Source organism: Plantactinospora solaniradicis (assembly GCF_042658085.1).
GTDB classification, from domain to species: domain Bacteria; phylum Actinomycetota; class Actinomycetes; order Mycobacteriales; family Micromonosporaceae; genus Plantactinospora; species Plantactinospora solaniradicis.
The window spans coordinates 208,013-234,412 of record NZ_JBHSPR010000017.1; the positions used below are offsets into that span (position 1 = coordinate 208,013).

Below are 26,400 nucleotides of genomic sequence, written 5' to 3' on the forward strand. Positions count from 1 at the left end.
AATCGACGCTCCGGTACGCCCGACGGGCCCGCCGGCATTGCCGACGGGCCCGCGACGGTGGGTGTCCGGGGCGGGTCAGCCGGTCAGCCGGGGGCGCCAGTCGGCCGTAACCCCGGTCAGCTCCAGCTTCTGGAACAGGCCCTTGGTGCCCTGCGCGTCGAGCATCCCGTGGCGCGCGTCGATCACGATCGTCACGCCCGCCACGTCGTAGACGGTCAACGACTCGGGGACGGCGTCCCCACCGGGAGCGAAGTACGCCTGGTGCCCGTCGATCGTGCTGTTCGGCGCCGGGGGGACCTTGACGCCCGGATCGTCGCGCTCCTCCTCCCGTACCAGCCGGTCGGGAAAGAGTCCGATGCTCACGATCTCGCCCCTGCGGGCAGCGTCCTCTCCGGCGGCCGGATCGGCGTAGTCGATGCCGGCGTACCAGCCCTCCGAGGAGACCAGCGGCTCGGAGAGGTTGACCGTGACCGGTCGCAGCGCCTTCGGCACCGCCCGGTCGACCGGGATCGGCAGCGGTACCGGCTCGGTGACGCTGAGCCGCAGTGCCTGGGCCACCCGCAGGGCGACGTCCTGGACGTCGAGCCCGCTGCTCCAGGACGAGACCCGGACCTCCGCCCAGCCGCCTGGGGCGTACTCCCAGCGGAGGAGCACCTCGTCGGTCGGTGCCCCGGAGTAGCGGACGAAGCTGGCGGGACCGCCCCGCACCTCCGGCGCGGACACCGTCTCGGCGACCGTGGCCAGATCGCCGCTGCTGCGTTGTGGCGCGGCCGGTGCCACTCCCTTGGGATAGAGCCGCACGCTCACCCCCTGCCAATCCTGGGGCGGCTGGCCGGCAAGGTGGGCGCCGAGGAAGACGCCGGAGCCGCTCTGTAGCAGGCCCGCCTGGTACTGCACCGATCCCAGACCCGTTGGCAGCCAGCCGAAGCGCGCGTACAGGATGGTCGGATCGACGGTCTCCAGCGCGGCCGGGATCCTGGACGGATCGGCCGGCGGCACCTGGCCGGAGAACGGCTCCAGCGGCCGGTCGCCGGGGGCGAGCAGGCCCTGGCCGGTCGCCGGAGCGGATCCGCCCGCCGACACCAGGCCGGGCACCGTCGCCACGCCGACGACCAGCGCGACCACCGCGAGGCCGATTCCGGCACCCTGGCGGTACCGCCGCTGCCGTCGGCCGGCGGTCATCGCCTGGTCGATGTTCAACCTGGTCGACGGCTCCTCGGCCGATTCGACCTCCGCGCGCATCAGGCGCGAAACGTCCGCTTCCTCGATCATGATCGTCTCCCCGTGGTCAGCACGTCGGAATCCGCCGGAGCGAGCAGGCGGCGCAACGTCGCCAGCCCCTTGGCGGTCTGGCTCTTGACCGTGCCCGGCGCGCAGTCCAGGGCCTGCGCCGTCTCCTCCACCGTCAGGTCCTGGAAGTACCGCAGCACCAGGACGGCCCGCTGGCGCGGCGCGACCTGGCGCAACGCCGCCACCAGGTCGAGCCGGTCGGCCGGATCCGGGCCGGCGGGCGCCGGGCGGTCCGGCAGCAGGGCGGTGAGCCGTACCCGGGCCCAACCGCGCCGCCGGTCGTCGATCAGCCGCCGCAGCAGCATCGTCCGGACCAGGGCGTTCAGGTTGTCGGCCCGGCGGGCGCGCGGCCAGTTGCGGTACAGCTCGGTCAGTACCCGCTGCACGATGTCGTCGCCGGAATCCCAGTTGCCGCACATCAGGTATGCCGTACGGCGCCACTGCGCCAGCCCGGCCCGGACGTACTCGGTGTATTCGGCGTCGACGGCCGCCCGATCGGCGGCCCGCCAGTTCAGTGACATTGCCGCACCCACCCCGCTGGTAATCGCCTGCACACTCGCACACCCGACCCTTCTGCCTAGCGCACCTGCTACACCGCTAAGTCGTGGCCGGGCCGGCAACCCGTTGCCCATCGCACGGCACGATTCCGGCGGCGCCGGTCCGGTGGGGTCCAGGTCACAGTTGGGGCGATGATCGCGAGGGTGCGGGCGGGAACCACGGGAAGATCCACACCGGGTTCTGCGCCGGCCCTGGCCTCGCTGAGAGATCAACAAGGCCCGGTGACCGTGGAATTCTCCAGGTCACCGGGCCCGTTGTGCGGAGCCGCCTGACGGAATCGAACCGTCGACCTACGCTCCTCGACCCCTGCGATCTTGGCATCGTCATCGACTGTCAGTACTTGGCGCTGAGCTGCGCAAACGACCGGGCAAGATGATCATTACTTGTCGCCACTGGTCGACCGTCGGCAGGGGTTTCCGGGGGGGTAAGCGGGGGCGGCAACCTGGCGGGGCGCATCGCTGTCGCTGGGGCTTGCGCAGGTTGGCATCCCGCCGGGCACTCGTCCTGACCTGCACGACAAGGCCGCTGACCAGGGCAAGCCCAGTCAGCGGCCTTCATCATCTGTCCCGGCTGTGTCCGGCCGTCACCGGCCCTACGGACGGACGCGGCCGGAACCCTTTGGGCGGCGTCGCCTGCCCTACGGCGGCGGAAAGAACATGCCCTGCGCGGTCACCGGCGGACTAGCCGCCGACTCGTTGCCGGCGGCATCCACGGCGACCACCGTGTACGTGTGCCAAGTCGCCCCGCCCACCGCCAACGTCAGCTGGGTCCCGTCGGCCGCTCCGGCGACGGTCGCGCCCTCGTACACCCGGTAGCTGATAGCGGGCTCGCCTCCGGTGGAGGCAGACCACGCCAGGGTGAGCCGAGCGTCGGTGGGCCAGTTGCCGGGGGCGTTGCCGGTGACCTCGAGCGACGCCGGTGCCGCTGGCCGGGCGGCGGGACCGGGTGTGGTGGTGACCCGCGCCTGGGCGGAGCGTGGGGTCTCGCCGCAGGACTGGGGAAGGGTCGCGCTGACCCGATAGACGTGTCGGGACGCGGACGGCAGACCGGAGACGACCGTCTCCGGGTAGCGGGAGGTGGCGACAGCCGTGTCACCGTCCCAGATGGTGTACGAGGTGGCGGTGGCGTCGAAGGTCCAGCCGAGCCGCACCGACGACGGGGAGAGCGCGGTCGCCGTCAGCCCGACCGGCTGGGGCGGGCTGCTCAGGCAGGTCTCGGTACTGGCCGACACCGCTGGGCTGTGCGTCGACTCGTTGCCGGCGGAATCGAGCGCGGCGATGGTGAAGCGGTGCCAGGTGGCGTGGAAGAGCCGTTGAACGGTGGCCGTGGTGCCGACTGTGACGGCGACCCGGGTGCCGCCCTCGTAGACCGCGTACCGGTCCGGCGGCGGTCCGGCCGGCGCGGTCCAGGCCAGGCTGATTGTGGTGTCGGTGCGCCCGGTGACGGTGAGCCCGGCAGGCGGGGCGGGCCGCGCGGGATCACCGGCGGCGGTCGTGGCGCTGGTCGAGCCGACCGGTTCGGTCGATCCGGGACCGCATTGGTTGAGCCGGTAGAGCCGGATCTGGTGATCGGTGGCGGGCGCCAGACCGCCCACCCGGGCGCTGGTCAGCGATGTCCAGCCCAGGCTGACGCCGTCCACCCGCAGTTCCAACTCACCGCCGAGCGGGTGCCGGGGCCAGGAGAGCGAGACCGCCGACGCGGTGACGGCGGTGACGGTGATCGGCAGGGTCGGAGTCGGCAGGCACTCCGGGTTGACCCCGGAGAGCCAGGACCGGCCGGTCACCGGGTCGGTCGGCGCCGACTCCCGCCCGTGCCGGTCGACAGCGGTGACGGTGTACGCGTGCGACGAACCGAAGGGCACGTTCATCGTCGCCGACGTGGTGGTGGTGCGGGCGACCACTTCTCCACCCTCGTACACCCGGAAGGAGTGGACCCGTGGCCCGGTGGGCGGTTGCTGCCAGGTCAGGCTGATCGCGGTGCCGTTGGTGCTGGCCCAGAGCGCGGTCGGGGTCGTTGGGCCGGTCGGTCCGCCGTACCGCGCGGCGGCGGGGGATGCGCCGAGCAGAATGACGGCGATGAGTGCGGCGCTGATCCGCGCGGCGGCGCCGCGCCAGTGGGATGGGGTACGCACGGCTGTCCCTCCATTGACACCGACCTTTATCGACTGCAATCAATCACATCTAGGAAACTGGCGCATCGACGCCATGTCAAGCGCGGGTTGACCGCACTGGCGGCCATCGCTGCATTCATCGCCGCCACTCTCACCAGCACCCCAGACCGACCAGGTGCCGCGCGGTGAGCAACGGGTCTTGCGGAAGGCCGTTCGGGGCGTTCTCGTACTCGGCGACCATCGCAAGTTTGTACTCCTGGCTGAAGACCCGCCGCGACGGCTTCGGCGCCGGATCAGCCCCGCCACCGGACGCCGACTGCTTGCCAGATGAAGTGGACATATACAAGGAGCTCCGAACCCCGCCCACCGGGAGGGCCGTTTCCTCCCAAGATCCATTTGCCCGTCGTCAGTGGACGGGCTGGACGAGTTCTGTTTGCCAGGTTGCCGGGTCGGGTTGGTCGCCGGGGTCGGTCAGGTATGTCTCCCAGGGGGGTCCCGCCGCTACTAGTCCCTGTTCGCGCAGCCACTTCTCGAGCTGTTGGTAGGAATCGGGCAGGCCGTCGTACGGCCCCCGGTGGATCGTCACCGCCGCGCGGCCCGCCGGCACGGTGAGCACCTCGATCCCGGCGTCGGGCGGCGTCAACGGCGGCGCCGCGATGTTCACGCCGCCCTCGATGACGAGTGATCCCATGCCCACCTCCGGGTAGCGGGCGAACGGCGGCCCGGCCAGGGCCAGCCCGTGCTGCTGGGCGTAGCCGAACACGGTCGGCAGGAACTCGGCGAGCGTGGTGGCGATCTCGTCGCGGGTGATCCGGCGGCGCATCACGAGGGCGTGAAAGCCCGGCAGGTCACGTACGGAGATGTCGAGCGGCACGGTGGCTTCCCTCTCGGTCGTCGTGATGTGGTGAAGGCTGATGCAGGGCGCCGCCGACGACAGGACCGAGGCGTGCACCGCGGCGGCCCGCCGACCCGCGACATGCAGCCCCCGTTCGCGGTACGCCCGAGGGCTCCGACCGAGGTGCCGGGTGAAGCTTCGGGTGAAGACCTCATGACTGGCGAATCCGTGGTCGAGCGCCACCGCCGACACCCTGCGGTCGGTGGCGACCAGCTCGGCGGCGGCCCGGGCCACCCTGACCCGAACCGCGTACGCCTTCGGCGTCTCGCCCACCAGCCGCCGGAACCGGCGGTGCAGGTCGAACCGGGACCGGTGCGCCCACCCCGCCAGGACCGACAGCGAGACGTCCCCGCTCAGCCTTGAGTTGACGAGAGCGAGGAGCCGCAGCAGCTCACGGGTTGGTGACGGCACCACTGGACCGTACCGAACCATCGGCACCACCAGTTGACGATTCTTGCGCAGGTGGCGGGCCATCCTCGGCCCCGTTGCGTCGGGCGTATGGTGGGCCGATGGTGTCGGTCAGGCAGATGCAGGTGACCTTCGACTGCGCGAACCCCGAGCGAGTCGCCCGGTTCTGGTGCGAGGTGCTGGGGTACGTCGTACCGCCGCCCCCGGACGGGTTCGACTCCTGGGCCGACTTCGACCGCGCGCTGCCGGCCGAACGTCAGGGTTCGGCGTTCGCCTGCGTCGACCCCACCGGGGTCGGTCCGCGGCTGTTCTTCCAGCGGGTGCCCGAGGGCAAGGTGGCCAAGAACCGGCTGCATCTTGACGTGCGGGTCGGCACCGGGCTCGTCGGCGAGGAACGCGTCGCCGCGCTGGAGGCCGAATCCGCCCGGCTGGTCGCGCTCGGCGCGACCCACGTGGAACTACTGCGGGCCGACGGCTTCAACGAATCGTGCCTCGTCATGCAGGACGTCGAGGGCAACGAGTTCTGCCTCGACTGATCCCCCGCCGGCCCTCACCTGGGGCCGGCGATAGCCGAAGACCTCATGACGACCATCATGTCGTTTTCCACGGTGCTGGAGCGCTTGCCGATCTCGGCTGCGAAGCAGCCGCCGGGCGACGCGGACCTCTTGCCATGAAGGCATGGACCTGTCCGAAGCTCGTCGCTGGTGAGGCGACTACTGACCCGAGCGACGCGATCATGGGCCGCGTCGGCCGGTCGAACCTGATCGCACGCACGAGTTACCGGGGTTTTCGGGGGGCGATTCAAAACTACATCGACGAAAATGAGGCCCTGACCAGCGCTGACGCTGGTCAGGGCCTCTCCTTGAGCCGCCTGACGGAATCGAACCGTCGACCTACGCATTACGAGTGCGTCGCTCTAGCCGACTGAGCTAAGGCGGCAACGCCGAAAAGTGTACGACATCGACTGCCGGGCCGCCGCAGGGGTTTAGCCGGAGGCACCGCCGGCCGGCCCTCCGCCGCCCGGAGGGTCGGCCCCCTCCGCCCGGATGGTCGGCTGCCGGACAGTGCCGCGCCGGGTCGATCCGACTAGGCTGCCATCGATGACCGATCAACAGGATCGGCGGACCGGCGCCTCGGCCTGGACGGCCGAGCCGGCCCCGACGGAGCCCCCGGCACCACCCCGGCCAGGCAGTCTCGACCCCCGCGAGCTGGGCTTCACCCCGCAGCGGCCGGTGCCGTGGCTGGCGCCCCTGCTGCTGATCAGCACCGGTCTGCGTACCCTGCTGGCGCTGCTGTTCGGCGCGTACCTGGACAAGCGCGAGCTACAGAACTCGCTGCCCAGCAACGTGACCCGGCAGGTGGGCCCGGGAGGTGACCTGTGGCTGGACTTCGTCGCCGACCTGGGCGACGGGTTCAACGCCACCTACTCGGTCGCCTACCTGCTGTCCCGGCCCGAACTGGAGATCGACGGGCAGCGGCTGCCCCGGGGACAGATGCTGCTGATGGGCGGCGACCAGGTCTATCCGACGGCCAGCGGCGAGGCGTACGAGAACCGGTGCAAGGGCCCGTACCAGGCCGCCCTGCCGCAACCGCCGGCCGACGGGCCGCCACCGGCCCTCTACGCCGTGCCCGGCAACCACGACTGGTACGACGGCCTCACCGCCTTCCTACGGCTCTTCGCCGCCTCCCGGGACTCCAACATCGGCGGCTGGCGGACCCCGCAGTCCCGGTCGTACTTCGTCGTCGAACTGCCGGCGGACTGGTGGCTCTACGGGCTGGACGGGCAGGCCGGGGTGTACCTCGACGACCCACAGCTTCGCTACTTCGAGGAAGCCGCCAAACGCCTCACCCCCGAGTCCCGGGTCATCATCGCGGTACCGGAACCGTCCTGGGTCAAGGCCGTCGACCACCCCGAGGCGTACGACACGATCGACTACTTCATCCGTACCGTGATCGCGCCGACCGGCGCGAAGGTCCGGCTGCTGCTCTCCGGCGACATGCACCACTACGCCCGCTACAGCGGCCCGGACCGCGAACTGGTCACCTGCGGGGGCGGCGGCGCCTACCTCTACCCCACCCACAAGCTCCGGGAGAGCATCGAGGTGCCGCCGAAGGACACGCTGGTCCGCCGGGCCAGCAACTCGGAGTCCTACGAACTGAACGCCCGCTATCCGGACCCGGACCGCTCCCGGCGGTACGGCTGGGGCATCTTCGGCCGTTTACCGCTGCGCAACCCCGGCTTCGCCACCCTGCTCGGCGTGGTGCACACCCTGCTTCTGCTGGCCATGGTCGGGGTGGCCGCACCCCGCACCGAGGCGGCGGCCCAGCGGCTGTTCAGCATCCCGCTGGCCATGATGCTGGTCGTCACGCTGCTCGGTGCCGTCTTCTTCGCCAAACCGCCCAGCGCGAACGGCAAACGCCACGCCCGGCACTGGATCCTGGGCCTCTGTCACGGATTCGCGCAGGTCGGGCTCGCCGCCGGGGGCACCTGGATCTGGCTGCAACTGGACTTCCACGTGTGGCAGTGGCCGCTGCCGGTGGTCGCGGCGGCGGTGGTCTACGGACCGCTCGCCGGTCTCGTCGCCAGCCAACTGACCGCCACCTACCTGCTGGTCGCCGGCAGCTTCGGGGTCAACCTGAACGAGCTCTTCGCCGGCCAGGGCATCGAGGACGCAAAATGCTTCCTCCGGCTGCACATCGACGCCGACGGCACGCTGACCGGCTACCCGGTTGCGGTGGACCAGATCTGCCGCCGCTGGCGGGCCGACCCGGACGGCGCACCGGACGACGCCTGGCTGAGCCCAGAACAGCCGCTGGCGTTCCGCCTCGCCGAGCCCCCGTTCACCATCCGCTGACCGCAGGCGCCCCTTCCGGGCTCGACCGCTCGCCAGGCGAGAGCGCGCGGAGCGGCCTCAGCCGTGCGACTTCGCCAGGCTGACGAACGCGCGCCACGCGGCCGGATCGAACGCCAGGGTCCCGCCGTCCCGATCCTTGGTGTCCCGGACGAGGACCCGGCCAGAAAGGTTGTCGGCCACCTCGACGCAAGCACCCTGGTTCGACCCGCTGCGAGTGCTCTTACGCCACTGGGGCGTCAGGTCATTCACTGTCATTGACCACTTTCGCTATGAGGTCTCTCGACGCCTGCACCGGCAGGGCCAACCCGGTGACAATCTCCCACGATACTTCCAACTGGTCCAGGTCACTCCCATCCGTCACCACCCGGCCGCGTAGCTGGTCGTCCACGTAGCCGGCTCGGCCCCGGCCGGGCAGCGTCGCCAGCACGAACGCACCTTGCAGGCCAGCGTGCAGACCGGCGGACCGTGGCACCACGAGCACTTGGACCTTCGGCCGGCGACTGAGTTCCAGCAAGTGTTCCAGTTGCTCGCGGCGCACCTGCGGTGGCGCACACATCAGGGCGAACTCGCTGATGATGGCGGACAGCGTGGGGGGCTTGGGCCGGTTGACGGTCGCGGCCTGTCGGTCGTGTCGAACCTGGACGGTCCGTTCCACCACCTCGTCCTCCAGCCAACCCCCTTGCAGCACGGCCCGCGCGTACTCCTCAAGCTGGAGCAGGCCGGGCATCAGCAGTGGTTCCCACCACCTGAGCAGGGTTGCCCGCTGTTCGTGCTCCGTCCAGGGGCGCAGCCACGACGGCCGGGCATCCTCCCGGGCCTCGTCGGCGGCCTGCTGAACCTCCTCACCGGTCCCGAACAGGCTGTCCAGTTGGGCGGCCGTTTCGGGTTGCGGGATCGCCCTGCCGTTCTCGAATGCGGCAATCAGAGACCCACTTACGTTGATCGCGGCTCCCGCCTGCTCCTGCGTCAGGCGGCGCTTGCCCCGCTGTGCTCTGAGAATTTCCCGGAGCTGATTCATCTATTACACCTCGTTGCGAATCGACGCGTTCTAAACGCTCATACTGCCGTCCGTCTATCTTCCTGTGCGGCTAGCTAATGGTCCAGGGTGGGTTCCAGGCGCTCCCGCTCGGATCCACACCGGCAAAGATCACAAGGACGGGCGAACAGCGCGCGGGGGCGGTGCCGGGCTGGTCGTACCCGGCGCCGCCCCCGCTCCATTTCCGCGGAAGGAGGCAACGTGGAACGGGTACGTCTAATCAGGCCACGCCACCGCCGGGATTGGCGTCGACTGTGGCGGTACTGCCGATGCGGATACCGCTGGCGCTGCCCTGACTCGGTCGAGTTGGTCCCGAAGCCGTATCAGCCCATAGTCCGGCCGATGACCAACGCGGAATACCGGGCCGGCATGCGCGCATCGTCGCCCGTGCCCCGGGTTGTACGCCTGGACCCGATCGTCCCGCACCGTCGGGGAACCGAGCGGGTATGAGCCAGCCCCACGCACCGCGCCGACCGCACACACCGATGCGACCGTCGTTCCGGTGCCGGGCCTGTGGGGCCGAGTGGCCATGCTCGATCGCCCGGCGCGTGCTGCTGCACCTTTACCGAAACAACCGCCCCGGGCTGATGGTCTACCTCTCCGCCCACCTCACCCGGGCGCTGCAAGACCTACCCGACGTCCACCCGGCGCTACTGGTCAGCCGCATCGTCTACTGGGTGCCGCGCCGCCCCGCCCCTTGACCCGCCTCATCACCCGACTGGCCCGCCCCGGCGTCCGCCTGCGCTTCCCCTTCGCGGCGGCCCCGGGGCGGGCCGCTGTCCGCGCTCAGTCGTATGTCCGCGTACCTCGACCCGCCGGCCAGGGCTCGGATAGGCGCCGCTGTTCGCGTAGAGCGGATGTTCATACTTCAATCGGAGCGCAAGGAGGAGACACACTATGGGCACGATCCATATCGACCTGTTCGCGACGCTCGACCTGGTTGGCCAGGCGCCGGGTGACCCCGAGGAGGACCCCGAGGGGTTCCCGTTCGGGGGATGGCAGGCGCCCCTGTTCGACGAGACGGTCGGCCAGCACGTCGGCGCCGGCATGCAGGGCATGGACGCCCTGCTTCTGGGCCGCCGGACCTATGACATCTTCGCCGGCTTCTGGCCGAACCAGGTCGACGGCGTCGACGGCGGGATCGCCACACTGTTCAACAGCATCCCGAAGTACGTCGCCTCGCGCGGCAACCCGGATCTGGACTGGGCGGGCTCGACGCAGCTCGGACCCGACCTGGTCGGCGCCGTGCGGGAGCTGCGGGACAAGCACGAGAACGTCCACGTGATCGGAAGCCTGGATCTGGTGCAGACCCTCCTGCACGAGCGCCTTTTCGACCAGCTCAACCTGTGGATCTTCCCCATCGTGCTCGGCGTCGGCAAGAAGGTGTTCGACGGCGGTGCGGTGCCGGCCAACCTGACGCTCCTCGAACCGCCCGTCACCTCGCCCCACGGCGCCGTACTCCTGCGGTACGGCCTCGCTGCGGGGACCCCCGGCGGCGGGGACATGCGGCGCGAGGACCGTGGCGTTGCGGAGGAAGGCAGGGCGACTGTTCAGCCCTAGTCGGGGCTGGTCGGTCGTCGCGTCAGGAGCGCGAGTCGTAGGCCTGGCGGGATCCGCAGACCTCCGACAGGGAGCACCGGTTGACGGTCCCGTCGGAGATCTGCCGGACGGTCACCGTCTCGCTCGGCGGATGCCGGGACACGACTTTCGCCAGGCCGTCCGGCGTCTCGACCCGCTGGCCAGGGCTCGGGTAACTGCCGCTGTCCGCGTAGAGCGGATGCTCGTATTTCAGGCAGCACATCAGCCGGCCGCAGGCGCCGGAGATGCGCAGCGGGTTCAGCGGCAGTTCCTGGTCCTTCGCCATCCGGATCGTCACCGGCTCGAAGTCGTTCAGGAAGGTGGCACAGCAGAGGTCACGGCCGCAGGAGCCGATGCCGCCCTGCACCCGGGCGGAGTCCCGGGCGGAGAGCTGACGCAGCTCGACCCGGCAGTGCATGGTGGCGCCCAGGTCGCGGACCAGGGAACGGAAGTCGACCCGGTGCGGCGCGGTGAAGTAGATGGTGGTCCGCGACCCGTTCGAACTCCCGGGGGTGGTGTCCAGTACGTGGTCGACGGCGACCACCTTCATCGGCAGCCCGTGCTCCCGGATCAGCCGCTTCGCGGCCACCTTCGCCTCGGCCTTGCGCTTGCGCAGCGTCTCGTCCCGGCGCAGGTCCTCCGGCCCGGCCAGCCCCGCCAGGCGGGGGAAGCCGTCGGTCTCCTCGGTCACCCACTGTGCGGCCCAGACGCACTCGGCCACCTCTGTACCGTCGTCGGTGGGCACCAGCACCCGGTCACCGACCGCCGGCCGCAACTCCCCCGGATCGAGGTAGTAGAGGCGGCCGTAACGGTTGAAACTGACCGCGCACAGCATGCCCATCCGTTCACCCTACGACGGATCCGACCGCACACCGAACCCTGCCGACGTGCTCGCAGGTCACAGGGCTATCCGGCCACCGTCCGGTCGAACCGCCGAGCCGTCCGGCGGCCGGTAGGCGACCTCGTCCAGATCCGGTGCCCACTGGCCTGGCAGCGCCTCCGCCCGGTCGTACGCCTCGGCGACCGTGGCCAGCACCCGCGCCCCGATCTCGGCGGCGGCCAGTTCCACCGGGGCACCGCCACCGGTACGCGCCGTCACCACGGCCACGGCTTCCGCCGAGCCGAGCACGTCACCGAGAGTCCGGGCCAGCGCGTCCCGGGTGTGCGCGATCCAGTCGGCGACCGCCTCCGCGTACGCCGCCGTGGCGTCGAGCCGCCCGGTCAGGCTCTCCACCCCGTCGACCAGGTACGCCCGCAGCGCGTCCCGGTGCGCGGCGAACGTCTCCGCCGCCGGGCCCTGCCACGAGCCGTCGTCGACCAGGGCGTCCCGCACCTCGTCGTACGTCCCGAGGACGGTGCGGGTGGCGGCACCCGTCGCGGTCAGCGGCGCCGGCCGCAGGGCCAGCACCGCGTCCACGGCGTCCCCGGGGAGCACCCGGAGCTGGCGGAGCAGGGGCCAGAGCCGGTGTTCGTCGGGGGCACCGGCGGCGGCGAGGATTCCGTCGACCCGCCCGAGCAGATCGACGGCCGGATCGGCGAGCTGGTCGAGGAGGTCCATCACGCCTCCCCCGAGTGCCGGCGGCGGGCCGCGTCGTCGGTGTCGGCGTACTCCCGGGCGGCCACCCGCAGGGCGGCGGCGGTGTCGGTCAGCCGCTCGGCGGTGGCGGCCAGTTCCCGGGCCCGGTTGTCGAGCGCGGTCACCCACTGCCGGTGCAGTGCCCGGCCGACCTCGCCCAGCCGACCCGGCCCGTCGGCGTGGAAGGCGCTCTCGCCCGGCCCGGAGTACGGCAGCCGGCGGGCGAGGTCGGCGAGGTTCCCGCCCGCGCTGTCGAGCCGACCGGCGAGGTCACGAAGGCCGTTCACTCAGGCCTCCGAGAGCCGGCGGTACTCGCCGAACGTCTCGACCTGCAATTTCTCCCGGGCCCACCTCGCGGCATCGTCGGCGGCCGTGAGGGCGGCCCGGACCGAGCGGGCCACGTCCGGCCCGCTGCGGGTGTGCAGCGGGCCCAGGAAACGTATGTCGCTGACCGCGCCGTCGGCGGTGACGACCAGTTCCACCAGCCCGTCCGGCGAACGGACGGTGACCTCGACCCGCCGGATCGCCTCGTCGAACTGGGCCTGCAACGCCTCGATGCGCCGATACCGCTCGATCGCCTCCTCGACCCAGGCCTGGTCGATCTCCCGCGCCATCGGCAGGTCCTCCCCGTTTAGCCCGATGCCCGTCGGCCACCACCCCCGCCGGGCAGGCCGGACAGCGATCAGCTCACCCAATGTGCCAGCCTCGCTGCGCTACGGCACCGAACCGTACCGGTCGGCCCATCCGAAGGGAACCCTTCGCCCCAAGATCTCCCTAATGGTGCTGTGCGAGGGGCTCGGCCGCCCGTGGTGTGCGAGGGGCTCGGCCGCCCGTGGTGTGCGAGGGGCTCGGCCGCCCGTGGTGTGCGAGGACTCAGCCGCGCCAGAGCGCCAGCATCATCGCCTCGACGGCGATCCGTGGCTTGACGTTGGTCTCGATGGCCGTCCGGCAGCCCAGAACCGCCTCCAGCCGCCGCAGGGTGCTCTCCGCCGTCCACTTCCCGGCCGCAGCGGCGGCCATCGCGGCGACGTCGGTGTGCACGGGCGCGACCGGGGCCCGCATCGAGAGGGTCAGCACGTCCCGGTAGAAGCCGGCCAGATCCACCAGCGCCCGGTCCAGCGCGTCCCGCTGGGCACGGGTGGCCCGGGACTTCTGCCGGCGTTCGAGATCCTTGAGCTGTCCGGCGGCGCCCCGGATCGCGCCCGCCGCCCCGCGCCCGGTCCCACCGGCGCCGAGCGCGGTCTCCAGCGCCGCCCGCTCGGTCGCGTCCGACTCCACGACGGCCGACGCCGCCTCGGCCTCGGCCGCGTCGATCAGCGCGGATGCGGCGTCGAAACAGGCACCGACGCCGGAGAGCCGACGTGGCAGGGCCAGCACCGCCTCCCGGCGCTTGCGTGCGTCCGGGTCCCGGGCCAACCGGCGGGCCCGCCCGACGTGCCCCTGGGCCGCCGCGGCGGCCCAGGCCGCCACGTCCGGTGCGACGCCGTCCCGAGCCCGGAGTACGGCCGCGACCGCCTCCGCCGGCGGCTGCCGCAGCGCCACCACCCGACACCGGGACCGGATCGTCACCGAGACGTCGTCCGGATGGGTCGACGGGGTGCAGAGCAGGAAGACGGTACGCGGCGGCGGCTCCTCGACCGCTTTGAGCAACGCGTTGCCGGCGGCCTCGGTGAGCCGGTCGGCATCCTCGATCACCAGCACCTGCCAACGGCCCCCGCTCGGGGTGCTCGCCGCCCGCAGTACCAGGGCCCGCATCTCACCGACCCCGATCGAGAGCCCTTCGGGAACCACGAACCGCACGTCGGCGTTGGTGCCCGTGAGGGTGGTGTGGCAGCCCGCGCACTCGCCGCATCCGGTGCCCCGGACACATTGCAGAGCTGCCGCGAACGCCCGCGCCGCGACGGACCGCCCGGAGCCGGGCGGCCCGGTGAAGATCCAGGCGTGCGTCATCGCGCTGCCGCTGAGCGCGCCCGAACCGCTCGCCGCACCGGCGGCGTCCGGGTCGGAGTCCTCGTCCGGCTCCTCGTCCGGCGAAAGCATCTCGTCCGGCGAAAGCATCTCGTCCGGCGAAAGCATCTCGTCCGGCGGAAGCATCTCGTCCGGCGCGGCGGCCCGGAGCATCTCCTCGACCGCGGCGGCCCGGATCGCCTCGGCGGCCGCGGCGGCCCGGCGGAGGATGTCGACCGCCTCGGGCTGACCCACCAGGTCGGCGAAGACCTCCGGCATCAGGGGCGCCGTTCGAGCTCGACGCCGCCCGCGCTACCACCCGTCCGCTCCCGGCCGGAGGCGCCGTCCACGCCGTCTCCCGGTGCCCGACCGGGTCGCCCCACCAGCCTGGCCTGGGGAGCCGGGCCATCGCCGTCGGAACCGGACCCGTCCCCGCTCTGCCGGCCAGGCTCCTGGCGTACCCGACCGGCGTCGGTGTCGTCCGACACTGCCGCCTCGGCCGACAAGTTCGCGTCGGCGCGCAGCTCCGCCTCGGATAACTCCGGCCGGGACGAGGTGTCCGGCGGCCTCGCCGGCTCCGGATGGACGGCCGTCTCCGGATCGGCGAGCATGCCGGTGACCCGGTCGGCTACCGCCGCCGCGATCTCGTCGGCCGGCCGGGAGGCGTCGAGCACCAGATAGCGCTTGGGGTCGGCCGCCGCAAGGTCGAGGAAGGCGTACCTGACCCGGTCGTGGAAGTCGATCGACTCCCCTTCCAGCCGGTCCGGACTTCCGCCCCGGGAGCCGACTCTGGCCAGCCCGGTCCGGGGCTCGACGTCGAGCAGTACGACCAGGTCGGGCTTGAGTCCCCCGGTGGCCCAGGACGACAGCCAGGAGACCTCCTCCACCGGAAGCGTCCGGCCGGCTCCCTGGTAGGCGAGGGACGAGTCGACGTACCGGTCGCTGATCACCACCGCCCCACGGGCGAGTGCGGGTCGGACCACCGTGGCGACGTGGTGCGCCCGGTCGGCCGCGTACAGCAGCGCCTCCGCCCGGGGGGCCAGGGAGTCCGGCCCGGTCGCCCGGCCGAGCACCAGCCCCCGGATCTGCTCGCCCACCCCGGTCGCGCCCGGCTCCCGGGTCACCACCACCTCGCGGCTGTGCTGCCGGAGCACCTCGGCCAGCCTGTTGACCTGGGTCGACTTGCCGGCTCCCTCGCCGCCCTCGAACACCACGAAGGCGCCGGTCGAGGCGAACGGCTCGGCCGGGAAGAGCGGACGGCCCCGGATCGAGCCCCAGAGGTCGGGGAGTACCGGTACGCCCGGCTTGTCGTCCATCTGGCGGAACGCCTTGATCCCGGTGAAGATCCCTGCGGCACCGGCGACCAGCAGCAGCAACCGGGTGGACGAGACCGAGATGCCCAGGTCGGCGATTCGCAGTTGCCAGGAGCCGCCGACACCGACCAGCAGGCTGCTCACCGAGATGGCCAGGATCAGCACCAACCGGGTACCGGTCTGCACGACGGCGAAGACCCGACCGCGCAGCTCGTCGGCGATCTCGCCGCCCAGCAGGGTGGTACCGGCCAGGAAGGCCATTCCGGCACCGGCGCCCACCAGCACCGCGCCGAGGATCGCCATGGAGAGGTGGATGGAGCCGGCCAGCACCAGCACGGAGGCGCTGGCCAGCACGATGCTCATGCCGAACCAGCGCCGCCGGGACATCTCCCGGACGATCATCGGGCCCAGCCCGATGCCGAGCGACAGGCCGAGGAAGATCGAGCCGAAGAGCAGGTAGAACGCCGCCTCACCGGCGGCCAGCGACTTGGTGAAGAAGTTCGCCGTACCGATCACCACGCCGCCACCGGCGAACGCGCCGAAGATGCCCAGCACCAGGCCCCGGACCAGCGGGGTCTTGCCGATGAACCGCCAGCCCTCGACGAACTGCCGCAGCATGCTCTGCTCGGCCCGTTCGGCCTGCCCGACGGCCTGTGCGGCGCTGTCCCGACGACCACGCCGGCCGCTGATCTCCCGGATCCCGAAGAAGACCACCAGGGCGGTGGCCAGCCGGCTCAACGAGTTGAAGTAGAGCGCCAACTGGGTCGGGTCGGCCAGGCCCTGGGGTGGACCGCCGGAGGCGGCGCGCACGCTGCGGTCCAGCACCGCGGCGCCGACCGCGGCCAGCACCGGGGTGAGTCCGTAGGTGGTGATCAACGTGAGCTGGTTGGCCACCTCCAGCCGGGTCCGCGGAATCAGGTTCGGGACCGCGGCCTCCTTGGCCGGGATCCAGATCAGCGTGATCGCCTCGATCAGGAAGGTGGCGACCGCCGCCCAGCCGACGACCAGCCCACCCCCGACGTCCAGCAGGGCGGCGAGCGGGATCGAGGCGAACAGTACGAACCGCAGCAGGTCGCAGATGACCATGGTGAGACGCCGGTCGAACCGGTCGGCCAGCACCCCGGCGACCGGGCCGAGCACCAGGGCCGGGAGCAACCGGACCGCGATCACGCCACCGAAGGCGAGACCCTTCGCGGTGTCGCCGGTGACCTGGCTGGACGCGAAGACGGAGGTGGCCAGCAGGCCGAGCCAGTCGCCGAACGAGGCGGCCCCGAGCACCAGCCAGAGTCGGCGGAACGGACGGATCCGCAGGACCGACCGCAGGGCCTGGTATCCGGTCCGGTCGACCGGACTGGCGGCGGGTGCGGGCGTGGACGTACCGGACGGCTGCGCTCCGCGCCCCGTGCCACTGTCATTTTCGTCGATGGCCGTACCCCTCCGCACGCCGCCCGTCGCTGGGCTCCCCCCGAGCACTCTAATCGCGGCGACGGTCCACCCCGACCCCGACATTCCCCGGAGCCCGAGCCCGGAGGCGGTCTCGGGGGTACGGCGACGGTACCGCGACACGGATACGCGAGATGGTTTCGCATTATCGCCGCGGGGGTTAGCGTGCTCGAATGGCCACCGAACGCGATACCCTGCGCGAACGCCTCGACCGGGCGACCGCGCACCTCGAACCGCCCTTCGCCGTGGTGGACCTCGACGCCTTCGACGCCAACGCCACCGCGCTGGTCGCCCAGGCCGCCAGCAAGCCGGTCCGGATCGCCAGCAAGTCGCTGCGCTGCCGGACCCTGCTCGGTCGGGCCCTGGCCGAACCCGGCTGGCGCGGGGTGATGACGTACACCCTGGCCGAGGCGATCTGGCTGGTCCGAACCGGCGTCACCGACGACGCGCTGGTCGGATACCCCACCACCGACCGGCAGGCGCTGGCCGAACTGGCCGGCGACGCGGGCCTGGCCGCCTCGATCTGCGTGATGGTGGACAGCACGGCCCAACTCGACCTGGTCGACGCGGTGACCGCTCCGGGGCGACGCGCGGAGATCCGCACCTGCCTCGACCTCGACGCGTCCTGGCGCCCGATGGCCGGCGCCTTCGGCGGTCGGCTGCACGTCGGAACGCGCCGGTCACCGGTGCACTCGGCCGACGCGGCGAGCGCACTGGCCGCCGCGATCGCGCAGCGGCCCGGCTTCCGGCTGGTCGGCCTGATGTCGTACGAGGCCCAGATCGCCGGGCTCGGCGACGCACCACCCCGACAGGCGGTACGCGGGGCCACCATCCGGCTACTGCAACGGCGCTCGTACCGGGAACTGGTGCACCGGCGCGCGGCGGCGGTCGCGGCGGTACGCGAGCACGCCGACCTGGAGTTCGTCAACGGCGGCGGCACCGGCAGCATCGCGCTGACCGCGGCCGACCCGGCGGTGACCGAGATCACTGCCGGATCGGGCCTGTACGGGCCGACGCTGTTCGACGCCTACCGCACCTGGCGCCCCCGCCCCGCGGCGTTCTTCGCGCTGCCCGTGGTACGCCGACCCACCGCCAAGGTGGCGACCCTGCTCGGTGGCGGCTGGGTGGCCTCCGGACCGGCGGACCCGACCCGGCTGCCCACCCCCTGGATGCCGTCCGGCCTCCGCCTGACCGGCACAGAGGGGGCGGGCGAGGTACAGACCCCGGTGACCGGGGTCGCGGCGGAGTCGCTACAGGTCGGCGACCGGGTCTGGTTCCGGCACGCCAAGGCCGGCGAGTTGTCGGAACACGTCGGCGAACTGCACCTGATCAAGGCGGACCAAGTCGACGCCACCGCCCCCACCTACCGCGGCGAGGGCCGCACCTTCCTGTAAGGAAGGGCCCCTTCTTATCGCTTTCAGTAGAAGAAGGGCCCCCTCCTAACACCCCGGGCTACCCGGCCGACGGTGCGGCGTCGACGTGTCGGTGCAGGTATTCGCGGATCAGCGCCGTCGCTTCGGTCAGCACCTTCTCGTCGCCCTCGGGATCTCGACGGAAGGCCAGCTTGATCAGCGCGTCGGCGGCCTCCACGGCGATCTCCAACGCGAAACGCAGCCGGGGCGCGTCCGCGGTGCCGAACTGCTCGACCAGCACCCGGGCCAGCTGCTCGGCGATGACCCCGTTGTTGTCCCGGTCCTCGTCGAGGAGGTGGACGTCGACCACATCGCCGAAGTGCAGGGTACGGAAGCCGGGAACCCGGCGGTGCATGGTGATGTACTCGTCGATCGCGGCGTCGACGCCGTCCCACCAGTGGGTCAGGTCGCCCCGGGAGAACCGGTCGCCCAGCCGTTCCAGGTATGCCTCCATGTTGCGCAGAGTCAGTGCCTGCACGATCGCTCGCTTGTCGGGGAAGAACTGGTAGACCGACCCGATGGCAACGCCCGCGCGCTCGGCGAGCAGGGTGGTGGTCAGCCCTTCGTAGCCGACCTCGTCGACTATCTCGGCGCACGCGTCGAGCATGCGCTGGACCCGAGCGACGCTGCGGCCCTGCACCGGGACGCGGCGCAGTGGACCGGATGTGGCGGTTGACGTGGACACTCGTCGCCACTCCCTTTCGACGGGATGAAGGTTACTAGGCGTCGCGGATTTCGAAACGCTACCCGGACTAACGAGCCGGGTGGATATGCGGTATTTACTCGCCGTGACCATCCTGATTTACTCGCCCTGGCACACCTTGACGCGAGGGTAATTCACGTTTATCCATCGGTGACCTGGACGTTCCAGGGAGGGGTCAGATGAACGGACGTACCGCACCACCCGATGCCACCTCCTGGTCGAACTGGGCCGGCAATCAGCGCGCCAGTGCCATCGCACTCCGTCCGTCGGACCCGGACGAGGTCGCCGGAGCGGTCCGGGCCGCCCGAGCCGCCGGTCGACGGATCAAGCCGGTCGGCAGCGGCCACTCCTTCACCGCCATCGCCCGCGCCGACGACCAGTGGATGGACCTCGGCAGGCTGGCCGGACCGGTACGTATCGACGCCGACCGCCGACTGGTCACCGTACCCGCCGGGATGTCCCTGCGAACGCTCAACGAGTTACTCGCCGGTCACCGGCTGGCACTGGCCAACCTCGGCGACATCGACGCGCAGACGGTTGCCGGGGCGATCTCCACCGGCACCCACGGCACCGGCGCCGGCTACGGCTGCCTCTCCACCTTCGTGGCCGGGTTGACCCTGGTCACCGGGACCGGTGAGCTGATCACCTGCTCCGCGCAGGAGCACCCGGAGGTGTTCACCGCGGCCCGGGTCGGGCTCGGCGCGCTCGGCGTCATCGTCGAGGTGACCCTGCGCTGCGTGGACGCCTTCGTACTGCGTGCGGACGAACGCCCGGCACCGCTCGCCGAGGTACTCGCCGAACTGCCGGAACTGGTCGGCGGGAACGACCACTTCGAGTTCTACTGGTTCCCGTACACCGACCGGGTGCAGGTCAAGATCAATAATCGGGTACCCGCCGACGACCGGCCACTGCCCCGGTTCCGGAGCTGGCTGGACGACGACTTCCTCGCCAACTCCGTCTTCGCCGGTGCCTGCCGGCTCGGCCGGGCCGCCCCGGCGCTGGTCCCGACCATCCACGCCGTCTCGGCCCGCGCACTCACCGCGCGGAGCTACACCGCGAGGTCCGACCGGGTCTTCTGCACCCCGCGCCGGGTCCGGTTCGAGGAGATGGAGTACGGCCTGCCCCGGACCGCCCTGCCGGAGGCGCTCGCCGGGCTGCGTCGGGTGATCGAGGAACTGCCGTTCCGGGTGCTCTTCCCGGTCGAGGTCAGGTTCACCGCACCGGACGACATCTGGCTCTCGCACGGTTACCAGCGCGAGTCGGCGTACGTCGCCATCCACCAGTACGCCGGGATGCCGGCCGAGCCGTACTTCCGGGCGTTCGAGCAGGTGGCGATCGGATTGGCGGGACGACCGCACTGGGGCAAACTGCACTACCGGGACGCGGAGTCGCTGCGGCCGGCGTACCCCCGGTTCGCCGACTTCCTCGCGGTCCGGGACCGGCTCGACCCCGACCGGGTCTTCGCCAACACCTACACGGAGCAGGTGCTCGGCGGCTGACCGAACCCGCTGGAAAATCGCTCGGGCGGGCCGGGTGGTTCCCGTATACAGACTCGGTGACCACTCACATCGCACGGATGCGGCCGTACTCTGACGCCGACCTGCCGCGCCTACAGGAAACCTTCGCGGCCTGGATCGCGGGGGCCGGGCGGTGCGGGTACGACCACGTCGGCGAGCTACCGCACCGGATCTACGAGAACCTCCGCGGTCGCCGGCCGGTCGGTGAACTCGTCCAACTCTGGGAGTCCACCCGTCCGGAGTCCGTCGGCGAGATCGTCGGCCTCGCGATCAACCTGCGCTTCGGGGCCGCGTTCGACGTCTTCACCGCGCCCGCGCTGCGCGGCACCGACGCCGAGCGGGAGATGCTCCGGACGGCATACGGGACGACGGCCCGGTACATGGCCGTCGACGAGCCCGAGGAGTACGTCCTGACCGACGCCTTCGACTGCGACGGGACACGGATCCGCCTGCTCACCGAACTCGGCTTCGCGCAGTACCGGACCTGGGACGACGTGACCACCCGGGACCTGGCCGAATCGGTCGCCGCCCCGGCGGCGCCGGCCGGTTTCGTGGTACGCCCCGCGCGCCTCGCCGACGCCGCCCAGCTCGCCGACGTACGCAACTCCGCCTTCGGCGAGGACTGGACCGGGGAGTCGTACCGGTCGGCGGTGATGACGAAGCCCGGCTACGCCCCGGAGCGGGAGATCGTCGCCGAGGCCCCCGACGGCCGGATCGCGGCGTTCACGGTCTACTGGCTGGACGGGCACAACCGGATCGGCCACTTCGAGCCGGTCGGTACGCACCGGGACTTCCAGCGCCGAGGGCTGGCCGGGGCGGTGATGCGGGACGCCATGCACCGGATGCGGGCGGCCGGGATGGCGACGGTGACCGTGAACTACAACGCCGACAACCTTCCGGCCCACCGGTTGTACGCCTCGCTCGGCTTCCACCGGGAGTACCAGACGTACGGCTTCCGCCGTCGCCGACCCGACCTGACCTGACCTGACCGAAGACTGACGGCCCGGCCGGCCCGACCCGGCCGACGACTGACGGCCCGCCGAGGCGTACCCGATGGGCGTCCGGGCGTCGGGCGGGCCGTACCGTCTGGTCAGTCGGTCGATTCGGCGGAGGCCGCCGCCTTCTTCGGCGCCGCCTTCTTGGCCGGAGCCTTCTTCGCGGTGGTCTTCTTGGCCGCTGCCTTCTTCGCGGTGGCCTTCTTCGCGGTGCCCGCCGTGTCGCCGGTCGCCTTCGCGGCGGCCTTCTTGGCCGGCGCCTTCTTCGCCGCCCGCTTGCGCGGTGCCGGACCCTTGGCCCGCTTCTCGGCCAGCATCTCCGACGCCTCCTCCAGGGTCAGCGCCTCCGGAGTCTGGGCACGTCGCAGCGACGCGTTGGTCTCCCCGTCGGTGACGTACGGCCCGAACCGGCCGTCCTTGATCACCAGCGGCTTCTCGGTCAGCGGATCGTTGCCCATCTCCCGCAGCGGAGGCGCCGCCGCCCGACGCTGCCGGGTCTTCGGCGCCGCCAGCAGGGCGAGCGCCTGGTCCAGCGTGACGGTGAAGAGCTGCTCCTCCGACTCCAGCGACCGGAAGTCGTCGCCCCGCTTCACGTACGGGCCGTAGCGGCCGTTGGCGGCCAGCACCTCGGCACCGTCCGGCCCGACCCCGACCACCCGGGGCAGGGTCAGCAGCCGCAGCGCCTCCGCCATCGACAGCGACTCCGGCGACTGGGAACGCAACAGTGACGCCTTGCGCTCGCCGCTGGAGACGTACGGGCCGAACCGACCGGACTTGAGCACGATCGGCTCGCCGGTCTCCGGGTGCTCGCCGAGCTTGCGTTCCCCGCCACCGCCGAGGAACAGCTCGTGCACCTTCTCCGGAGTCAGCTCGTCGGGTGCCACGCCCTCCGGGATCGGTGCCCGGTCACCGGCGGCGCTGCCGTCGTCACCGGTGCCCGCCTCGCCGGCACCGTTCTCGCCGGCATCCCGGGACTGACCGGTCGGCTCCGAGCCCGGCAGGCCGCGTTGCAGGTACGGCCCGTAGCGGCCGACCCGGACCACGACATCGCGCCCGTCCTCGTCCCGGAACAGCGGGATCGAGTTCACGCTGCGCGCGTCGATCTCGCTGAGGTTGTCGGTGACCATCTTCTTCAGGCCGCCGGACCGGGCGACCGACTCGTTGCCGCCCTGCTCGCTGCCGAAGTAGAAGGAGGTGAGGAAGTCCACCGCCGCGTGGTCACCACCGGCGATCTCGTCCAGCTCGTTCTCCATTGCGGCGGTGAAGTTGTAGTCGACCAGCCGCGGGTAGTGCCGCTCCAGCAGCCCGACCACGGCGAACGCGAGGAAGGACGGGATCAGGGCCTGGCCACGCTTGGAGACGTACCCCCGGTCCTGGATCGTCTGCATGATCGAGGCGTACGTCGACGGGCGGCCGATGCCCAGCTCCTCCAGCGCCTTGACCAGCGACGCCTCGGTGTACCGGGACGGCGGCTGGGTGTGGTGCCCGGTCGCGGCGAGTTCCTCGGCGGTCAGCGGCTGGTCCTTGACCAGGTTCGGCAGCCGCCGCTCGGCGTCCTCGGCCTCGGCGTTCTCGTCGTCGGACGACTCCACGTACGCCCGCAGGAAGCCCGGCTCGGTGATGGTCTTGCCGGTCGCGCCGAAGTCGGCCTCCTCCCCGGAGGTGGAGACGGCCCGGATCCGCACCGAGACGCTGGAGCCGACGGCGTCGGTCATCTGGGAGGCGATGGTCCGGCGCCAGATCAGCTCGTAGAGCTTGAACTCCTCGCCGGAGAGCTCGTTCGCCACCTCGCCCGGGGTACGGAAGTTGTCGCCCGCCGGCCGGATCGCCTCGTGCGCCTCCTGGGCGTTCTTGACCTTGCCGGTGTAGCGGCGCGGCTCCGGCGGAACGTTCCGCTCGCCGTACAGCTCGGCGATCTGCCGGCGGGCGGCGCTGATCGCCGTCTCCGACAGGTTCACCGAGTCGGTACGCATATAGGTGATGTAGCCGTTCTCGTACAGCCGCTGCGCGGTACGCATCGTCTGCTGCGAGGAGAACCGCAGCTTGCGGGCCGCCTCCTGCTGGAGAGTGGAGGTGATGAACGGCGCGTACGGGCGGCGCCGGTAGGGCTTCTCGTCCACCCGGGTGACGGTGAAAGGCCGGCCGTCGAGCCGGGCCGCCAGTCCTCGGGCGCCGTCGGCGTCGAGGTGCGTCACCCCGGCCCCGGGCTTCACCCGGCCGGTGGTCGGTTCGAAGTCCTTACCGGTGGCGATCCGGTCCCCGTTCAGTGCCACCAGGGTGGCGTGGAAGGTCCGGGGGCCCTCACCGTTCGCCCGCACCGCCAGGGTGGCCAGGATGTCCCAGTACTCCGCGGTGCGGAACGCCATCCGCTGCCGCTCGCGCTCGACCACGATCCGGGTGGCCACCGACTGGACCCGCCCGGCCGAGAGCCGGGGCATGACCTTCTTCCACAGCACGGGGGAAACCTCGTAGCCGTAGAGCCGGTCCAGGATCCGCCGGGCCTCCTGGGCGTCGACCAGGTCACGGTCGATCTCGCGCGGGTTGGCCACCGCCGCCTGGATCGCCTGCCGGGTGATCTCGTGGAAGACCATCCGCCGGACCGGGACCTTCGGCTTCAGCGTCTCGACCAGGTGCCAGGCGATCGCCTCGCCCTCGCGGTCCTCGTCCGTCGCGAGGAAGACCTCGTCGACCTCCTTGGCCAGCCGGGTCAACTTGGTGATCTGCTGGCGCCGGTCGGGAGAGACGACATAGAGCGCGGTGAAGCCGTGGTCGACGTCGACGCCGAGTCGGGCCCAGGGCTCTCCCTTGTATTTGGCGGGTACGTCGGCGGCGTTGCGTGGCAGGTCACGGACGTGACCCAGGCTGGCCTCGACGACGTACCCCGGGCCGAGATAGCCCGAGATCGTCTTGGCCTTCGCCGGTGACTCGACGATGACCAGACGGGTGCTCCTGGCGTTGCTCGGCACGTCTCTCCTGACCTCACTCACGATATTCGCCCCTGCGGACCGCTCTGTCCGCTCGGCCCAGCCGGCGGACCCCCGCCGACCGGTGGCCGGACGTCCAACGTAACGCGCTGCCCGACTCCAGGGTTGCGCGGGCGGCGAAGAGTCCCGCTACGCTGCGGTGACGTCGGGTGTAACAACGCCGGGCGGGCGGTCATGCCGGACGGCGACACCGTACACCCACCGTCGATCGACGCGCGGCCAACCGGACAGAACCAGTCCCACCCAGCGCATCATCAATAGGATTATCCGCACAAATCTGACGACAGTTGTCCGGGATGCGACACCGATCGATCCGACGACTGCCCGACCGACCCGTCCGACCGGCTGTGATCACGTCGCGCCACCTGGCCACTGCGCCGGTGGCGCGGCCGGTGGCCGGTCCCCCACGAGTTCCGCGAGCCGGGCCAGTCGCCGCCGCCCGGTGATCCGGTACGCGGGACCGCCGGCTCCCGGATCGAGCAGCACCCCCGGCAGGCCGATCGCCGCCAACGCCGCCCCGACCGCCTCCCAGCACCCCTCGTCGGCCGGGCCGAGTCGGAGCACGAAACCGAGCTGCTCGGCGCGACCCGCCGCAGCAGCCCAGAGCCGGAGCCGGGGACCGTTCAGGAAGAAGCCCGGCGGTGGGCGCTTCGTCGTTCCGCGCAGCCAACTCGCGCTCAGCGGCGCGAGCCGGGTCGTGTACGACGTACGCACCCCGTGCTGCTCCTCCACCCGGCCGATCCAACTCGCGCTCAGACCCCGTCGGGCCAGTTCCGCGACCAGAACGTGCACCCGCCAGGCGGCGTCCACGACGATCGAGACCCGGGCGGTGCCACCCATCCGGACCACCTCACCGGGCCCGGCCAGCAGGCCGGCGAGGTCGCCGGTGGCGGGGTCGTTCGCCTCGACGCCGAAGAGGGAGAGCTGCCGGACCGCCGGCCCGGAATCGAGAACAACGCCCTCGGACGTCGGAGCGGCGGTGGGCTCGGCGGCCGGGGCGGCGGTGGGCTCGGCGGCCGGGGCGGAGACGGGAGCGGCCGGGGCGGAAGTCGGTGCGGCCGTGGTGGTGGGGGTCGGCGGGGTGGCAACGACCGGGACGGCGGGAGCGGGAGCGGGGATCAGTGCGGCCGGGTCGCTGGACTCGGCCGAGGTGGGCGGGGTGGGCGGCGTCAGCGACACTCCGGAACCTCGTCGAAGGCCCGCTTCAGCTCCACCGAGTCCAGCTCGCTGGTGTCGAGCGAACTGGACTCGTACTCCTTGTTCAGGGTGTCGACCGCAGCCTTGACCCCGTCGTAGAACACGCTGGCCTGCCCGGTGCCGAGCTGCTCGATCGCCGCGCCGGCCTTGCCGTATGCATCCCGGACCGCGCTCAGCGAGGCGAGGAAACCCTGGGACACCGCCTCGCCCTTCTCGGCGTCCGGTACGCCGGCCGCCGCCACCCTCTGCCGGGCGGTCTCGCTGGCCAGTTCCGCACCCCGTAGCAACCGGACCAGGTTCTCCTTGGCCTGCGCGGGGCTGGTCTGCGCCGTCATCTGCTGCTGGGCGCTCCGGGTCAGGGTCCCGATCTCGGCCCGCCACGGAGCCAGCGCCGCGCAGACCGCGGCCGCCCACGCCTGCGGGGACGGCCCCCCGGCACAGGCCCCCACGAGCAGGGCGATGGTGCACAGGACCGCCGTGAACCTTCCGGCGCCTGCCGCGCGGGGCGTACGCATGCGTTGCAGCGTACGGGTTCGAACCGACTTCACGAGAAGGGTAATTGGTCGGCCCTCTCCAGATCGGT

24 protein-coding genes and 1 tRNA gene are annotated in these 26,400 nt (G+C 71.5%); 7 read left to right on the forward strand and 18 right to left on the reverse strand.

Annotation, left to right across the window (positions count from 1 at the left end):
• Nucleotides 1–75: 75 nt before the first annotated feature.
• The 5 genes from ACFP2T_RS20640 to ACFP2T_RS20660 form a co-directional block, all read right to left on the reverse strand.
• Complete coding sequence (locus ACFP2T_RS20640) at nucleotides 76–1,272, reverse strand: hypothetical protein (protein ID WP_377424247.1); 1,197 nt, start codon at nucleotides 1,270–1,272, stop codon at nucleotides 76–78.
• On the reverse strand, nucleotides 1,269–1,811 hold the full coding sequence (locus ACFP2T_RS20645) for a SigE family RNA polymerase sigma factor (RefSeq protein ID WP_377424248.1): 543 nt from the start codon (nucleotides 1,809–1,811) through the stop codon (nucleotides 1,269–1,271). Before ACFP2T_RS20645 ends, ACFP2T_RS20640 begins: the two co-directional genes overlap by 4 nt.
• Before the next feature lie 674 nt (nucleotides 1,812–2,485).
• A complete protein-coding gene (locus tag ACFP2T_RS20650) occupies nucleotides 2,486–3,979 on the reverse strand; it encodes a fibronectin type III domain-containing protein (RefSeq protein WP_377424249.1) in 1,494 nt (497 codons plus the stop codon).
• A gap of 130 nt (nucleotides 3,980–4,109) precedes the next feature.
• Nucleotides 4,110–4,298, reverse strand: coding sequence for a hypothetical protein (locus ACFP2T_RS20655; RefSeq protein ID WP_377424250.1), 189 nt, complete (start codon nucleotides 4,296–4,298; stop codon nucleotides 4,110–4,112).
• A 66-nt stretch (nucleotides 4,299–4,364) separates the two neighbouring features.
• A complete protein-coding gene (locus tag ACFP2T_RS20660) occupies nucleotides 4,365–5,264 on the reverse strand; it encodes a helix-turn-helix domain-containing protein (RefSeq protein ID WP_377424251.1) in 900 nt (299 codons plus the stop codon).
• A gap of 98 nt (nucleotides 5,265–5,362) precedes the next feature.
• Between ACFP2T_RS20660 and ACFP2T_RS20665 the strand changes: the two genes are divergently transcribed.
• Nucleotides 5,363–5,797 (forward strand): VOC family protein, encoded by a 435-nt coding sequence (locus tag ACFP2T_RS20665; protein WP_377424252.1) that lies wholly within the window; start codon nucleotides 5,363–5,365, stop codon nucleotides 5,795–5,797.
• A gap of 329 nt (nucleotides 5,798–6,126) precedes the next feature.
• Here the strand turns inward: ACFP2T_RS20665 and ACFP2T_RS20670 are convergent.
• Nucleotides 6,127–6,200, reverse strand: a tRNA-Thr gene (locus tag ACFP2T_RS20670).
• Between the two features lie 161 nt (nucleotides 6,201–6,361).
• On the opposite strand from ACFP2T_RS20670, the gene ACFP2T_RS20675 reads away from it, so the two are divergent.
• The gene (locus ACFP2T_RS20675; RefSeq protein WP_377424253.1) at nucleotides 6,362–8,116 is read left to right on the forward strand and encodes a metallophosphoesterase family protein; all 1,755 of its coding nucleotides are present in this window, start codon (nucleotides 6,362–6,364) and stop codon (nucleotides 8,114–8,116) included.
• Nucleotides 8,117–8,173: 57 nt separating this feature from the next.
• Here the strand turns inward: ACFP2T_RS20675 and ACFP2T_RS20680 are convergent, their stop codons facing one another.
• The gene (locus ACFP2T_RS20680) at nucleotides 8,174–8,371 is read right to left on the reverse strand and encodes a DUF397 domain-containing protein (RefSeq protein WP_377424254.1); all 198 of its coding nucleotides are present in this window, start codon (nucleotides 8,369–8,371) and stop codon (nucleotides 8,174–8,176) included.
• Entirely contained in the window at nucleotides 8,358–9,134 is a 777-nt protein-coding gene (locus tag ACFP2T_RS20685) for a helix-turn-helix domain-containing protein (RefSeq protein WP_377424255.1), read from the reverse strand. Before ACFP2T_RS20685 ends, ACFP2T_RS20680 begins: the two co-directional genes overlap by 14 nt.
• A 566-nt stretch (nucleotides 9,135–9,700) precedes the next feature.
• Between ACFP2T_RS20685 and ACFP2T_RS20690 the strand changes: the two genes are divergently transcribed.
• Nucleotides 9,701–9,853, forward strand: coding sequence for a hypothetical protein (locus ACFP2T_RS20690; RefSeq protein ID WP_377424257.1), 153 nt, complete (start codon nucleotides 9,701–9,703; stop codon nucleotides 9,851–9,853).
• A gap of 196 nt (nucleotides 9,854–10,049) precedes the next feature.
• On the forward strand, nucleotides 10,050–10,712 hold the full coding sequence (locus ACFP2T_RS20695; RefSeq protein ID WP_377424258.1) for a dihydrofolate reductase family protein: 663 nt from the start codon (nucleotides 10,050–10,052) through the stop codon (nucleotides 10,710–10,712).
• A 22-nt stretch (nucleotides 10,713–10,734) separates the two neighbouring features.
• Here the strand turns inward: ACFP2T_RS20695 and ACFP2T_RS20700 are convergent, their stop codons facing one another.
• The 6 genes from ACFP2T_RS20700 to tmk form a co-directional block, all read right to left on the reverse strand.
• On the reverse strand, nucleotides 10,735–11,571 hold the full coding sequence (locus ACFP2T_RS20700; RefSeq protein ID WP_377424260.1) for a PSP1 domain-containing protein: 837 nt from the start codon (nucleotides 11,569–11,571) through the stop codon (nucleotides 10,735–10,737).
• Between the two features lie 57 nt (nucleotides 11,572–11,628).
• Complete coding sequence (locus tag ACFP2T_RS20705) at nucleotides 11,629–12,288, reverse strand: hypothetical protein (RefSeq protein WP_377424261.1); 660 nt, start codon at nucleotides 12,286–12,288, stop codon at nucleotides 11,629–11,631.
• Nucleotides 12,288–12,593, reverse strand: coding sequence for a hypothetical protein (locus tag ACFP2T_RS20710; RefSeq protein ID WP_377424262.1), 306 nt, complete (start codon nucleotides 12,591–12,593; stop codon nucleotides 12,288–12,290). The genes ACFP2T_RS20705 and ACFP2T_RS20710 overlap by 1 nt, the downstream gene beginning before the upstream one ends.
• Nucleotides 12,594–12,920 carry a YbaB/EbfC family DNA-binding protein gene (locus ACFP2T_RS20715; protein WP_377424264.1) on the reverse strand — a complete coding sequence of 109 codons (327 nt, stop codon included), beginning with the start codon at nucleotides 12,918–12,920 and terminating at the stop codon, nucleotides 12,594–12,596.
• Nucleotides 12,921–13,179: 259 nt separating this feature from the next.
• Nucleotides 13,180–14,532 carry a DNA polymerase III subunit delta' gene (locus ACFP2T_RS20720; RefSeq protein ID WP_377424265.1) on the reverse strand — a complete coding sequence of 451 codons (1,353 nt, stop codon included), beginning with the start codon at nucleotides 14,530–14,532 and terminating at the stop codon, nucleotides 13,180–13,182.
• On the reverse strand, nucleotides 14,532–16,844 hold the full coding sequence (tmk, locus tag ACFP2T_RS20725) for a dTMP kinase (RefSeq protein ID WP_377424511.1): 2,313 nt from the start codon (nucleotides 16,842–16,844) through the stop codon (nucleotides 14,532–14,534). The genes ACFP2T_RS20720 and tmk overlap by 1 nt, the downstream gene beginning before the upstream one ends.
• A 338-nt stretch (nucleotides 16,845–17,182) precedes the next feature.
• Here tmk and ACFP2T_RS20730 point away from each other — a divergent pair, with 338 nt between their 5' ends.
• Nucleotides 17,183–18,403 (forward strand): amino acid deaminase/aldolase, encoded by a 1,221-nt coding sequence (locus ACFP2T_RS20730; protein WP_377424266.1) that lies wholly within the window; start codon nucleotides 17,183–17,185, stop codon nucleotides 18,401–18,403.
• Nucleotides 18,404–18,461: 58 nt separating this feature from the next.
• Here ACFP2T_RS20730 and ACFP2T_RS20735 read toward each other — a convergent pair whose 3' ends face one another.
• Entirely contained in the window at nucleotides 18,462–19,106 is a 645-nt protein-coding gene (locus tag ACFP2T_RS20735; RefSeq protein ID WP_239141445.1) for a TetR/AcrR family transcriptional regulator, read from the reverse strand.
• A gap of 197 nt (nucleotides 19,107–19,303) precedes the next feature.
• On the opposite strand from ACFP2T_RS20735, the gene ACFP2T_RS20740 reads away from it, so the two are divergent.
• Nucleotides 19,304–20,623 (forward strand): D-arabinono-1,4-lactone oxidase, encoded by a 1,320-nt coding sequence (locus ACFP2T_RS20740; protein ID WP_377424267.1) that lies wholly within the window; start codon nucleotides 19,304–19,306, stop codon nucleotides 20,621–20,623.
• Nucleotides 20,624–20,700: 77 nt separating this feature from the next.
• Nucleotides 20,701–21,624, forward strand: a complete 924-nt coding sequence (locus tag ACFP2T_RS20745; protein WP_377424268.1) for a GNAT family N-acetyltransferase — start codon at nucleotides 20,701–20,703, stop codon at nucleotides 21,622–21,624.
• A 107-nt stretch (nucleotides 21,625–21,731) separates the two neighbouring features.
• Here the strand turns inward: ACFP2T_RS20745 and topA are convergent, their stop codons facing one another.
• The 3 genes from topA to ACFP2T_RS20760 form a co-directional block, all read right to left on the reverse strand.
• A complete protein-coding gene (gene topA / locus ACFP2T_RS20750) occupies nucleotides 21,732–24,602 on the reverse strand; it encodes a type I DNA topoisomerase (protein WP_377424513.1) in 2,871 nt (956 codons plus the stop codon).
• Nucleotides 24,603–24,971: 369 nt separating this feature from the next.
• Complete coding sequence (locus ACFP2T_RS20755) at nucleotides 24,972–25,739, reverse strand: hypothetical protein (RefSeq protein WP_377424514.1); 768 nt, start codon at nucleotides 25,737–25,739, stop codon at nucleotides 24,972–24,974.
• Between the two features lie 50 nt (nucleotides 25,740–25,789).
• The gene (locus ACFP2T_RS20760) at nucleotides 25,790–26,332 is read right to left on the reverse strand and encodes a hypothetical protein (protein ID WP_377424270.1); all 543 of its coding nucleotides are present in this window, start codon (nucleotides 26,330–26,332) and stop codon (nucleotides 25,790–25,792) included.
• Nucleotides 26,333–26,400: the final 68 nt, after the last annotated feature.